Raw genomic sequence first — 14,400 nt, 5'->3', positions numbered from 1 at the left:
TATAAAAGTGATATCTAGATTTTTATAATACTAGATATCACTTTTATCTCATTAACAACTTTTATATTAAATTTTAAATTTAGATATTTGGTTATTTAATTCTTCTACACTTTCTTTGGATTTTAGTACTTCTTCCATAATTGTATTAGACTTTTCATTTATATTTGATACTTTTTCAGCAATATTTGAAGTTCCGTCTGCTCCTTCATTTGAAGCCATAGATACATGTCCAATTGTTTCTGTTACTTGTTGGAGTGAAGCTAAAAGTTCCTCAGAAGTAGAGCTGAATTCTAGTACAAGATTACTTACAAATTCTGCATCTGTACTATATTGATCTGCTATATTTAACATTGTATTATAATCACTTTGTACATCTTCAGAAACAAAATTTAATAATTCATTAGAACTAGATGATAAATCATCAACTGATACTACAACTTTTTGAGTTATATTTTGTATTTCAATAACTGTATTTTTACATTCTTCTGCAAGTGTTCTTATCTCATCTGCAACCACTGCAAAACCACGTCCAGCTTCTCCAGCACGTGCAGCTTCAATTGCAGCGTTTAATGCTAAAAGATTTGTTTGAGTTGATATCTGCATTATTGATTCTGATAATACAGTAATTTGTTGTACTACTTGTGAATTTTCTATTGCTGTTTGTAATTTATATTTAGTTTGTGAAAAAATATTTATACTTTTTTCTTGTGAATTATTAACATTGAGTTTAGTAGTTATTGCCCTTTTATTTATTTCAGAAGCTTCTATAGCACCTTCTTGAGCTTTTTTTGATATAGAGTCAACAGCTTTTTCTATCTCATCTGCTGTTGCATTAATTTCTTGTGTTGATGCAGCAGTTTCTTCCATTCCTGCTGATAATTCTTCTGTAGTTGAGGATACATCTTCTATATTTTCATTTAAATTATTTATATTTTCTGAAATAGTGTTTACTATAGTTTTAATACTGTCAGATTCACCTTTTACATTTCCAATCAAAAGTTTTAATGAGTTTTGCATACCAGTTATTGCATTTGAAATTTCACCTATTTCATCTTTTCTTCTCATGAACTTCTCAGGAAGAGTAATTGTGAAATCCCCTGTGGATACACGTTTTAAATGATTTACAGCAGTAGTTAATGGAACTGAGATAGATCTTGAAATTGTAAAAGTTACTACATAACCAAGGCATACGATAATAAAAAATATTACTCCAAATAATTTTTTAGAAAGATTAAAATCTTCATTATTTTGATTATTTAGACTATTTGCTAATTGAGAATTATATATAGCAATTTCTTTTAAGTTTGTTTGAAATTCAGATTGATTACTTTCAACAGTTTTAAATTCCTCAAGAGCTTCATTCTGTTTTCCATCCATTGCTAGTTTAACTGCAGAATTCATTCCTTTTGTGAAATTTTTAAGATTACTTTCAACAATAGGAATTCTATCTAGTGCATATTGTTCATTAGCTATTTGTTTAAAGTTTGTCCAATTTGTGTTAAAAGTTTCTTGTCTAGTTTGAATGTCCTTTAATTTTTCGTTCTGCGTATCTTTGTCTTCTATATTTAATAGTATGTAATATAAATCTGATTCTATAGCTCTAGCTTGATTTCTGTTATCATTTAACCATTCAATACTTAATAAGTTTTGTTTATACATTTCTGCCATGCTTTTATTTGACTTCGCAATATAATAATATCCGATTCCACTCATAATACTAATTAATATTAATGCTATTAATGATAGAATTATTAGTTTAAATCTTATCTTAAGATTATTCATTATATTCTGAACCCCCTTTTTTATATTTTCGACATAATTATACAACACATACAAGGTTTTGCATATATATTACAAAAAATTAAATTTGTATAAATTTAGTGATAATTTATTAAAAGATATGTGCAAAGATTTAACTAACTTATTAGTTAAAGAAAATTCTTTATATTGCTTTCAATAAATTCTAGAGCATTATGGCATTTGTTATTAAAATTAACCATTGTTCCATGACTTAAATTTATTTAAAAACGGAATAGTTACAAAGTGTTTAAATTAGATAAATTATGGATAAAATGTTTAATAATCGATTAAACATTATGATTACAAATAATGTTTATCTAGTGTAAATTAGAATAATATTATAATAGTAGAGGTGTTTTTTATGAATTACGATAAAATTATTTATAGACCACCAATAGAATCAAATACTTTATTATTACAAGTAACATCAGGATGTTCGCATAATAGCTGTGCATATTGTAACATGTATAAAAATATAAAATTTCAAAAAGAGGACTTGAATCAAATAGAAGAGGACTTAAAAGAAGCAAGTAGATTACATAAAGATGATTCAAGAATTTATTTATTAAACGGAGATCCATTTATTTTAAATACAGAAGAATTAAAAAACATAGCTATTTTAATAAGAAAGTATTTACCTAAATGTAAGACAATAGCTATGTATGCTTCAATAAAAAGCATTAAATTAAAGACTATAGATGAATTAAAAGAATTACGCAAGCTTGGAATCAATGATTTATATATTGGTTTAGAAAGTGGAAATGATGAGGTTCTTTTAAATATTAATAAAGGAAATGCTTCAAAAGACGCTTTAGAGCAATTAAGAAAATTAGATGAAGCAGGAATAGGATATTATTGTATGGTTATGACTGGTGTTGCTGGAGCAGGTAAAGGAATAAGAAATGCTACTGATACAGCAAAATTATTAAATAAAGTAAATAGTAAGGGGATTTTTCCATTATCTTTAATATTAATGTCAGGAACAAAGTTAAATTCAGATTGCTTGCTTGGAAAATTCAAAGAAGCAACAGAATTGGAAAGATTAGTAGAATTAAGAACTTTGATAAAAAACTTAAATGTTAATGAAAATACATTGTTTAGTTCAAAACATGAATCAAATTTTATACAAATGTCTGGAAAATTACCAAGAGATAAAGAAGAATTTATTAAAAGATTAGATATAATACTTGAAAATTATGATGAAATGAGATTAAAATTTGAATTTAACAGAAATTTAAGAAGTTTATAATATTCGTACCATTTATATTAAATCTGAATACTATAAGAGTATGAAATGATAACTTAAGTAGGAGGATTTTAAATGAATGGTTATCAGCTGATAATGAAAGTTCAACAAAAAATGCAGGATCCAGTATTTGCTCAAAGATTTTATAAAACAGTTGGAGATCTTAAGGGAGTACCTGGACTTCAACAAGAAGTACTTAGAATTGCTCAAATACAAGATGAAAGAAAAAGAGAAAAAGCATTAGACAAATTACCTAGCAAGGTAAAAAAAGCGGTTCAAGATTTATTATCAATGATAGAAAATTAATAAGGTCATAGTAACAAAAATATTTAACTAAATTTAAGCTGATTAGAATTTATTCAATTATAATTTTCAAAAATTAAATATTAAGCTAAGAAGCATCTAAAATAATTTATATGTTTAGATGCTTTTTTAGTGTATTTTTTAGTAAATTCTAATTTGGTTTGCAAATAAATATCAATTTTATATCTAATTTTTTGGAAATATGGCGAATATGTAGTATAATAGCCAATATACTAATAGAAACCAAAGAAAAATTAGGAGAATAAAAATGAATTATAAAACTCATATAAATGGAGGTATTCTAGCGAGTTTTTATATAACTTCACAAATGCACAATATTGAATTATTACCAGTAACTATATTTGTTGGCGGTTCTATATTAGGAAGTCTTTTACCGGATATTGATCATAAAAGTAGTTATATTGGAAACAAAGCAAAGCCGGTATCTAGAGTTATAAATAAATTAGCAGGTCATAGAAAGCTTTTTCATTCACCGTTATTATATTTAATATTATATTTAATAGTGACATATCCAGTTAAAGATACACTTCAATTGATTTTTATTAATGGGTTATTCTTAGGAATAGTTTCTCATTTGATTTTAGATAGTTGTACAATTGGGGGATTACCTTGGTTTTATCCCTTAAGTAAAAAGAAAATATCATTAGGTAAAATAAAAACTAATAGTCAATTGGAATTTACTTTTTGTGGAATAATAATATTTATTAATATAGTAATATTATTAGATTTATTAAGAATAACATCAATATTTACATTTACACAACATTAAGTTGAGGTAGTATATTTATTTGTGAAATTTATATATGATGAATTGTCAAGTTAAGTGTAATATCTTGTGTAAAAATAATGAGAAATAAAATAGATTGATAAATAAACAATTAAATAAAGTGTTTATTGAGTTGATAGCAGATAGTAAAAGACTGTTAGAATTTGCAATAGACATTAAGAATTTTAGAGGAGAATGCTGTTATGAATGGAACAAATAGATGTGATATAAAAATAGGTTCTAAGGTATTAGTTGTCAAGAAAGAGGATCAACGTACAGGAAAGTTAACTGAAGGAATAGTTAAGAGAATTCTTACTAATTCTTCTAATCATCATAGAGGAATTAAAGTTATGCTTGAAGATAATGTAGTCGGAAGAGTTCAAAAGATTCTTTAAATTTAAGTAGGTTTAAGTGAGTAAGAATATTATCACATGAGCTCGTGGTTTATAAAAATCTGTATTATCTATTGGATAGTGAATAAGATAAAATAATAATTTATAAATTTTATAAAGAAACATTATGAAAGATATATACTAAAGTTTATAGATCATAATATCACATATAACTTTATGATATAATTAAATTATACGACGTAAAAATAGAGCTCTATTAAAATTTATATTATAAATTAGATTTTAATAGAGTTCTTTTGAGAGAGGAAGAAAATAATGAGTAAAATTCTTGTATTAGCTGAAAAACCATCAGTAGGAAGAGATTTAGCTAAGGTATTAAAATGTAATCAAAATAAAGGTTCTTATATAGAAGGAAATAATTATGTAGTAACTTGGGCATTAGGTCATTTAGTTACATTACTAGATCCAGAAGGATATGGAGATAAATATAAAAAATGGAGTATGGAAACTCTTCCAATGCTTCCTAAAAATATGAAGTTATGTGTTATAAAGAAAACTTCTAAGCAATTTTATGAAGTGAAAAAACAAATGCTTAGAAATGATATAACTGAGATAGTAATTGCAACAGATTCAGGAAGAGAAGGAGAATTAGTTGCTAGATGGATTATAGACAAGGTTGGAGTTAAAAAGCCAATAAAAAGACTATGGATTTCATCTCAAACGGATAAAGCAATTTTAGATGGTTTTAGAAATTTAAAACCAGGTTCTGCTTATGAAAATTTATATAGAGCAGCCCAAGGAAGAGCAGAAGCAGATTGGATTGTAGGACTTAATGTTACTAGAGCTTTAACTTGCAAATATAATGCTCAATTATCAGCTGGAAGAGTTCAATCACCAACACTTGCTATGATAGTTCAAAGGGAAGAGGACATCAAAAACTTTAAGCCTAAGGACTATTACACTATAATAGCTAAAAATAATAACTTAGCTATGGAGTGGTCATCTAATGATAATAATAATAGAATATATGACAATGAGATAGCAAAGAAATTAATATCAGGATTAAAGGGTAAAGAAGGCGAAGTTTCAGAAATAAGCGAAAGCAATAAAAAACAATATTCACCTGCTTTATATGATTTAACTGAACTTCAAAGAGATGCAAATAGAATATTTGGATATTCAGCTAAACAAACTTTATCTATAATGCAAAGACTTTATGAAAACTATAAAATATTAACTTATCCAAGAACAGATTCAAGATATATAACAAGAGATATAGTTCCAACGCTTAAAGAAAGATTAAAAGCTATATCTGTTGGAAATTATTCATCATCTGCTAATCAAATATTAAAAGGAACTATACATGGTAGTAAAAGCTTTGTTGATGATTCAAAGGTAAGTGATCACCATGCTATAATTCCAACAGAACAAAAGGTATCACTTGGAATGCTTAGCAAGGAAGAAAAAAATATTTATGATTTAGTTATAAAGAGATTTTTAAGTGTGTTATTACCACCTTTTGAATATATTCAGACTTCAATTAAAGTTAAGATTGGAAATGAAAGTTTTAAAGCTAAAGGTAAAGTCATAAAATCTAAAGGTTGGAAGATGGTTTATGATAAAAATGATGATCTTGAAGAAACAAGTGAAGACGGTGTATTAAAAGAACAAGTACTTCCTAATTTATCAAAAGGTGATAAGTTAAAGATAAATTCTATAGAAATAAAGAATCATCAAACTAAACCACCAGCAAGATTTAATGAAGGTACACTTTTATCAGCTATGGAAAATCCTCAAAAATATATTCAGCTAGATAAGGAGTCAGCAAAGACTTTAGGTCAAACTGGAGGATTGGGTACTGTTGCTACAAGAGCAGACATAATAGAAAAGTTATTTAATTCTTTCGTAATAGAAAAAAGAGGTAAAGATTTATATCCAACATCAAAAGGAAAGCAACTTATTGATTTAGTACCAAAAGATTTAAAATCACCTCTTCTTACAGCTAAGTGGGAAAAGACACTAGATGATATAAGTAAGGGGAAAGAAGATGTTCATAATTTTATTTCTAACATGAGAAACTATGCAACAGCTTTAGTTCAAGATGTTAAATTCAGTAATGATAAATACATTCACGATAATATGACTGGTAAAAAATGTCCTGTATGTGGAAAATACATGCTAGAAGTTAAGGGCAAAAATGGCGTAATGAATGTATGTCAAGATAGAGAATGCGGTCACAGAGAAGGTGTATCTAAAATAACAAATGCTAGATGTCCTGAATGTAAGAAGAAATTAGAACTTAGAGGACATGGTGAAGGTCAAATATATGTTTGTCCAAACACAAATTGTAATTTTAGAGAAAAAGCATCACAATTCAAAAAGAGATTTGATAAAAAAGGCAAAGTAGATAAAAGAGAAGTTAATAATTATATGAAAAAAATGAAGAAGGAAGCAGAAGAATTTAATGATAATCCATTTGCTGCACTTTTAAAAGATTTTAAATAAATGCTCTGTTTTAGTAGAGTGTTGATATATACAATGCCACTTTACCTATTGTATATATCAACACATATTTAAAATAGAACTTTAAGTATGAAAAATAGTCTATTATATGTTGAATATAATAGGCTCTTTTTTGTTTGGCAAATTTGGACTATACAAGGAATGTTTTTAGAGAAAAGAACATAAAAATGAAAATTACAGCTCTAAAAATTTCAATTTTATAATTAAAAGATAGATTTTAATTATGTACATTTAAGGAGAGTAAAATGAAATTATTTAGAGCAAAAACTAGGATTAAATCAAATTATGAATTATATACCTTACTAGAAAATAAGGACTTAATTGAATTCACAAATGATAAAAAGTATTTTAAAGATTTAAATAAAGATAATAAAATACAGATAACTGAAATTGATTTTAAAAATAATAAGGCTGTAACAGTAGCGCTAAATAGATTTAACAGGGAAGAATGTAGAACTTTATCTGACTTTATTGTTGATAAGAAACAATGTGAAAATATATTGAAATTTGCATTAGAGCAACAGGATATAAAAAAACAGAATGAATTAATATTAACTTTTACAACAGAAAAAGAATGGATTGAAGTTAAAAAATTATTTAAATCTATTCTTGAAAAAGTCAATTTTGATGAGGAAACTTTATATTATAGTGAAGAATAATATAATGATTTTTTGAAATTTATATAATTTTAGAGGGTATTCATATGTAGAACTTATCTAATAGAAGTTTTAAAAGCTGTTAATATAAAGTTTATAAATAAATAGGAGGTTAATAACATTGGAATGGATTATAAAAGAAAATAGTATTGGTAGTAGATTTAGAAAAGATTTAAATAATAACTGTCAGGACAAAGTATATTCAATTAAAGATAAAGAGAGTATATGTATTGCCTTAGCAGATGGCTCAGGTTCATCTATATATGGAGATATAGGTGCTGAAATTGCAGTGAAAACATCATGTGAATATATGATAAATAATTTTGATGATTTATTTAAGTTGTCAGAAGAAAAAATTAAATATGAAGTTTTGTGTGCAGTAACAAGAGCACTTAGAAAAGAGAGTATACTTAAAAATTATTATATAAAAGACTTATCATCAACATTATCTTTAACTGCAATTAAAGGCAATAAATATATATCTATATTTTTAGGGGATGGAATGATAGGAAAAATTCAAAATGGCAACTTAAACTGTCTGTTTTATTTTGATAGTAATAAGAATAATAAACACAAGTATTTAACAACAACAAGTTATTGTTATGAAGTAACTGAAATAGATAAAGGATATTGCAATGATGTTGAGTTATTTTTTATTTTATGTGATGGGGTAGTTGACTGTTTTTATGATCAAGATAAGAATAAAGTGTGTATAAATTTAAATGAAGTTATAAAAAAAGACTATGTAGATATAGATGAAAAAATAAATAAAAAAATAATAAATTCATCCTTATCAGATGATTGTAGCTATGTTATTGCATATAGAGATAAAAATAATTAATTAAGACTTTTATTGACATAATATACTATAAATAATATTATGAAATTGACTATAATATTGTAAAAGGAGTAAATGATGTCAGAAAGTAATAGACCGCAAAAAAAATTTACACAACAAGCTGAAAATGATTTTTGGGATAAAGTTTCATTAGAAATAGAGAGAGAAATTGATAGTAGAAAAAGTGACAGTGAGAAAATAATTGAGTATTTGAACGAAAAGAAAAATACTATGATATTAGGTCTAGGATTAAAGCGATATATATGTGAATGTTTTTCAAGTGATATGTATAAGGAAAAGAATAAATATAAATATGTATGTGAAATTAGGCTTGATAATGATGATATAAAAAACTTTAAATTAGATGGTTTTCAAGAGAAGGATTGCTCAATAGATGAATATATAGAGTTAATGAAAGTTCTTGGAGAGAAAAATGGAATAACTGTAACAAGACAGGATGTAAAAAGGTGGCTTAATGCTAAAGATTGTAAAAGGGAAACAATTTTTGAAAAGTTAAGCTTTATTTTAGAAATGGAAACAGAGGATGTATCAGCATTTTTAAATAAAGAATTAGCTGAAAAAGGGTATAATTTTAGAAATCCTTATGAGATAATTTATTATTTTTGCCATAAATATAAATTGAAAATTAATAAGGCACAAGATTTAATTGAAAAATATGATTCTATAATAAGCAATGATAATGAGTGTAATGAATATAAGCATACAAGCATATTTGCCAATGAAGTTAAAGCTATTAAAGACGAAGAAGAACTTTTAGAATATTTAAAAGATAATAAAACTAATTTTAGCAATATAAGTAGAACAATACAAGAACAATTCAAAGAATTAATAGAAGATATTAAAACATTACTTTCTCTTATATATCCAAATATAGATCTTAATCATGATGTTTTAGAAAGAATTTTACTTGAAGGTATACCTAGAGAAAGCAAAGGAAAAGTAAAATATAATGAAACTATTGATGATAACATTGAACCTAAAGGTGCTAGTGAATTTGTATCAATAAAAAAGTCTAACATTAAAGAATTATTAGATAATATATTAAAGAGAGACAAAATAGATAAAAAATTAATAGGTCAATCAGAACCTATAAGAAAAGATTTAATTTTATTAAGTTTCTTTAAATTTTCTTTATTAACTGCAGGGTATAAGCAAATTATAGAAAATGATAAATTTGGAGAAGAGTCATTAGCTCTTTCAGAAGATCAGAATGATAATCCAATTCAAAATATGCTTTATTTTAGAGAAATAACAGATGAAATGCTTCTTAAAAATGGTATGGGGGAATTATATATACCAAATAAATTCGATAATTTAATTTTATTGAGCTTATGTAAAAAATATTCGTATGAATATTTTTCAAATATAATTGAACAATCTTTTCCAATTGAAAAGGTAGGAAAAGATTGTTTATAGGAGTTTATATATGGAGAGAAAAAAATTTTTAGTAGGGGATGAGATATTACTTAGGCATTATGAAGATAAAACTTATATAGAAAGAAAATTTATTGTTCAAGGTATACTTGGCGAAGGGGCAAGCTGTATAACTTATTTAGTAAAATATAAAGAAGATGATAGTTATAGTCATTGTGGGGTTTTAAAAGAATTTAATCCTATTTCAGATAATATAAGTATTGATAAATTTTTAGAAGGATATAAACTTCAATCTAAATTTTCAGCTGAGATTGAAAATGCAAAGAATATCACATCAAACACAGAAGGAATATATTCAGGAACTAATACTAAGTATATTTTAATGTCATATAATGATGGTATAAGCTATAACAATATAAAAGAGGAAAAAATTCAAGATATTATAAAAACTGCAATTGCTATATGTAGGGCAGTTAAAGTATATCATGATGCAAATTATTTACACTTAGATATTAAGCCAAGCAATATATTCATCTTACCTGAAACTAGAGAACTTGTTAAGTTATTTGATTTTGATAGTGTACATAAAAAGAGTGAATTACTAAATTGTAGATTATCATATTCAATAGATTGGGCTGCACCAGAATTGTTGTATAGGGAGAAGAACTATAAAATTTGTGAAGCTACTGATATATATTCTATTGGAACTATTATTTTTTCTAAAATAATGGGTAGAATGCCTTTAGATAAGGAAAAACAAAGATTTTCTAAATTTGAGTTTAATAAAGTGGATGATATATTTAAAAATATCTCTCCTAAAATTTTTAATATGATTACAACATTATTTAGAAATACACTTCAAATTGATGTTTCAAGAAGATATAAAACAGTAGATAAATTAGAAGAATTTTTATTAGAAATTTTAGATGCAGTAAGTGGGAAAATACCATTTTTGGCTGATTTAAGGTGGTCTGTTTCACCAAATTCTATTGGAAGAGAAAATGAACTTACAGAAATTCATAAAAGACTTAAAGAAGACAATACTGTTTTTATAAGAGCAATGGGAGGAATAGGAAAGTCAGAGCTTGCTAAAATGTATGCTGAAAAATATAAAGATAAATATGATATTATTCAGTTTGTTACTTTTGATAATAATCTTAAAAATACCATTGTAAATAATCTTTTATTTTCTAATTTAAATGAAAATGATTATATTATAAATGGAGAAAATCATGAGGAATCTATATTTAAGGGGAAAATAAAGCTATTTGAAGATTTTGATGAAAAGACATTAATTATTATAGATAACTTTAATGTAAGTTTTGATAAAGATATTGATAGTATTATAACATCTAAAAATAATGGATATAAAGTTATATTTACAACTAGAAATTTTAATGAAGATTTTGAAGATAAATATTTTGAATTAAATACTATGAATGAAGATACATGCTTAGAATTGTATTATAAATTTTATGGTAATATGAAAAAGCATAGAGAAGATAATGTTATTACTATAAAGAATATATTAAAAGTGATTTCTTATAATACACTACTTATAAAGCTTATAGCGTTAAATTGTAAGAAACAACGTATTAAACCAGAAGTTATGTTAGAAAAACTTGAAAAGTGTGAGTTATCAACAGTAAAAGGTAAAATAAGACATACTTCTGATATTTCTGATGATATGGATAATAACAAATTAATGTATGAACATTTGGCTACTATATTTGATTTATCAAGCTTAAAAAAAAATGAAAAATTTATAATGATGAATTTATCTGTGATATCAAGAATCAAGATTGATGCTTCAAAATTTGGAGATTGGTGTAATTTAGAAGATTTTGATGATATTAATTCTCTTGTAGAAAGTGGTTGGATTGAACTTGATATAAAAAATGATATGCTTTCATTACATCATATTATATCTGATATTGCATATGAGGAGTTAAAGCCCGATGCTGAAAAATGTAGTGGTTTTATATCCTCTTTAGCAGAGATTGTTAATAATAATAATTATAAAAGTTATTATGAAAAAAATTATTATTTAAGCTTTTGTAGAGTTGTAGCAAAGAAAATAAATGGTAGCAGTGAACAAACTGCTTATTTTTTTGCAGGAATAGGAAAAATTTTAAGCGAAAGAGAAGATGATACCGATGAATGTTTAAATTATCTTTTTAAAGCATTAAATACTTATATAAATATCCATGGAGAATATTCTATTAAAGCTCTGGATATATACTTTTATTTGTTAGTAACATATAAAACTTTAAGTTGCTCTTTTAATATGTTTTATGATGAAAATAGTGATGAAGAAATATGGGAGAAGATACAAGAATATACTAAAAAATATATTCTAATAAATAAAGAACTATTTAAAGAGGATGAAAACAAGATTGCAGAAGCATATTTAAAAATAGGAAAAGTATATAAGAGTATGTTAATGCCATCTATTATATGTTTTGAAGGTGATTTTGAAGAAATTATAGCAAATAAAACAGAAGAATATTATTTAAAATATTTCACTATAAAAGAAAGAGTTTTTTCAGATGATAATAATGAATTGAAAAAAGCAGCAAATGTTTTATATGAATTTTATTCAGAGCTTATGAATCCTAAGAATAGTGAAGAAAAAGCTAATTTTTATAAATATAAATATAATCTTGGAGCTTGTGCTTATGTAAATGGTGAAGAAATAAAACCTTTAGAAATTGAATATTGTTTTGAAATGGGATTATCAAGTGAAATTGATAATAATTTTGAAAAAGCTATAGATTATTATAAACAAGCATTAAAATGTGATGATGAAGATGGAGTATTTTATACACATACAGGTGCATATATAAAAATAGTCAAATTATATAAAGAAAATAAAAAATATAATGAAGCATTAAAATATTGCTCTGAAATGTTATTTAAATATGTTTCTTCACCTTTCGCTGAAAAAGCAGAAGTATATTATTTATTAGGAACTATATATAAAGTATTAAAACAATATGATTTAGCTATAGAGAGTTTTAATAAATCAAAAATTTTATGGAATGAGTGCCTAAATTCTGATGAAGCATGTTCAGATGATTATTGCTATAAAGAATTATTATGTTGCAATTTAAAATTAGGTCAAAGCTATGAAGAAAAATTTGAATATACTAAAGCCGACAAGATATATTTAGAAGCTTTTGATTTATATAAAAAACTTAAAGATATGGATAAATCTATGGTAGAAGATATTGTAGAATTGTATGAATGTCTTGGAAATATTGAGCTTGAAAAACATAATTATGATAAAGCTTTTTATTATTATATGATAGAAGCAAAGAAATTAATTAAAAGCTTTGATAAAAATCAAAATGAACAAGCTACAAGAATATGTAAAAAAATATTGTTTTTTTTAAATGAAAACTTAGAAAACAACAAAGAGAAAATCATAGAAACATATTTAAATATTGGAAATGCTTATTCTGAAAATGAATTAAATATTAAAAAAGCTTTAGAGTATTATTTGAAAGGTCTTAAAATGTCATCTGAATTATATAATAGTGAACATTATGTAATTGCACAGTTTTATCATAAAATTGGAGAAATTTATTGTTATAAATTTGATGATAAATATGATGAAGGAAATCTTTATTTAAATAAATGTAATTATAAAGCTATTGCAGAACATAAAGTAGAAAAATACTTAAAAAAGCCACTAAAGAAGTTTAAAGTATATGAGGAAGCTGGAGATAATTATTTAAGAGTTGATAAATATGAAGAGGGTGTGCACTGCTTTAACAAAGCTTTAGATATTGTTAAAGATAATATTGGAGATTTTGAAGAAAGTGATTTATCATATTATGATTACGTTAGATTAAATGATAATATTGCAAGGTGCTATACTTATATTAAAGAACATGAAAAAGCTTTAGAATATGAAAAAGACTCACTCCAAATTATTATTAAAAGCCTTAAAACTAAAGGATATTACAATACATCTTTTTATGAATGTGCACAAAAATATATTGATATTGGGGAGCTATATTTAGAAAAAGAAGAATACGAAGAATGTATTAAATCATATTTATGTGCTTTAAAATATTATGAAGAAAATTATGATGACAATGTTGATAATACTATAAGACTATTTAATAAATTTATTGATGTTTATAAGAAAAATAAAAATTATGAACAGGTAAAGATATATGAAGAAAAGATTAAAGATATATTAGGAAATGAAATAGAGCTTTATAAATAAAGTTTTGTTTAAATAACTCTGATTTATAGACGTAAGAAATAATTTTTATAAATCAGGGTTATTTTTTATGTAATAAATTAAAAAGAATATTTAAAATATAGTACTTCTAAAATCGATACAAGTATATTGGTAAAATAATCAAGTTAACAAATTTAAGAATAAAATGATAGTTTATAAAAATACATTTTAAGCTAGACAAATAGGTGATTTTATAAGAATAAAAATGAAAATTACAGAGGGGACAAATAATCAGAGTATAATA

At 24.8% G+C, this 14,400-nt stretch carries 10 protein-coding genes; 9 read left to right on the top strand and 1 reads right to left on the bottom strand.

The window, feature by feature from the left end:
- Positions 1–66 precede the first annotated feature (66 nt).
- The gene (locus NG904_RS03275; protein ID WP_252229752.1) at positions 67–1,782 is read right to left on the bottom strand and encodes a methyl-accepting chemotaxis protein; all 1,716 of its coding nucleotides are present in this window, start codon (positions 1,780–1,782) and stop codon (positions 67–69) included.
- Between the two features lie 379 nt (positions 1,783–2,161).
- On the opposite strand from NG904_RS03275, the gene NG904_RS03270 reads away from it, so the two are divergent.
- From NG904_RS03270 to NG904_RS03230, 9 genes are all read left to right on the top strand, one after another.
- Entirely contained in the window at positions 2,162–3,049 is an 888-nt protein-coding gene (locus tag NG904_RS03270; RefSeq protein ID WP_252212377.1) for a radical SAM protein, read from the top strand.
- A gap of 72 nt (positions 3,050–3,121) precedes the next feature.
- Positions 3,122–3,352 (top strand): hypothetical protein, encoded by a 231-nt coding sequence (locus NG904_RS03265; RefSeq protein ID WP_012424825.1) that lies wholly within the window; start codon positions 3,122–3,124, stop codon positions 3,350–3,352.
- A 265-nt stretch (positions 3,353–3,617) separates the two neighbouring features.
- Positions 3,618–4,139: a metal-dependent hydrolase gene (locus NG904_RS03260; protein ID WP_252212376.1), complete on the top strand. Its 522-nt coding sequence runs from the start codon at positions 3,618–3,620 to the stop codon at positions 4,137–4,139.
- A gap of 200 nt (positions 4,140–4,339) precedes the next feature.
- Positions 4,340–4,531, top strand: coding sequence for a YwbE family protein (locus NG904_RS03255; RefSeq protein WP_252212375.1), 192 nt, complete (start codon positions 4,340–4,342; stop codon positions 4,529–4,531).
- Between the two features lie 273 nt (positions 4,532–4,804).
- Positions 4,805–6,994 (top strand): DNA topoisomerase III, encoded by a 2,190-nt coding sequence (locus NG904_RS03250; RefSeq protein ID WP_252229750.1) that lies wholly within the window; start codon positions 4,805–4,807, stop codon positions 6,992–6,994.
- Between the two features lie 263 nt (positions 6,995–7,257).
- Positions 7,258–7,671, top strand: coding sequence for a hypothetical protein (locus tag NG904_RS03245; protein WP_252229748.1), 414 nt, complete (start codon positions 7,258–7,260; stop codon positions 7,669–7,671).
- Between the two features lie 118 nt (positions 7,672–7,789).
- The gene (locus tag NG904_RS03240) at positions 7,790–8,509 is read left to right on the top strand and encodes a protein phosphatase 2C domain-containing protein (protein ID WP_252229746.1); all 720 of its coding nucleotides are present in this window, start codon (positions 7,790–7,792) and stop codon (positions 8,507–8,509) included.
- A 75-nt stretch (positions 8,510–8,584) separates the two neighbouring features.
- On the top strand, positions 8,585–9,943 hold the full coding sequence (locus NG904_RS03235; RefSeq protein WP_252229744.1) for a hypothetical protein: 1,359 nt from the start codon (positions 8,585–8,587) through the stop codon (positions 9,941–9,943).
- Positions 9,944–9,953: 10 nt separating this feature from the next.
- Positions 9,954–14,138, top strand: coding sequence for a protein kinase domain-containing protein (locus NG904_RS03230; protein ID WP_252229742.1), 4,185 nt, complete (start codon positions 9,954–9,956; stop codon positions 14,136–14,138).
- Positions 14,139–14,400: the final 262 nt, after the last annotated feature.

The organism is Clostridium sp. ZBS15, assembly GCF_023845705.1.
In the GTDB taxonomy this organism is placed as follows: domain Bacteria; phylum Bacillota; class Clostridia; order Clostridiales; family Clostridiaceae; genus Clostridium; species Clostridium aquiflavi.
This window is presented reverse-complemented; position numbering and strand designations above follow the sequence as displayed.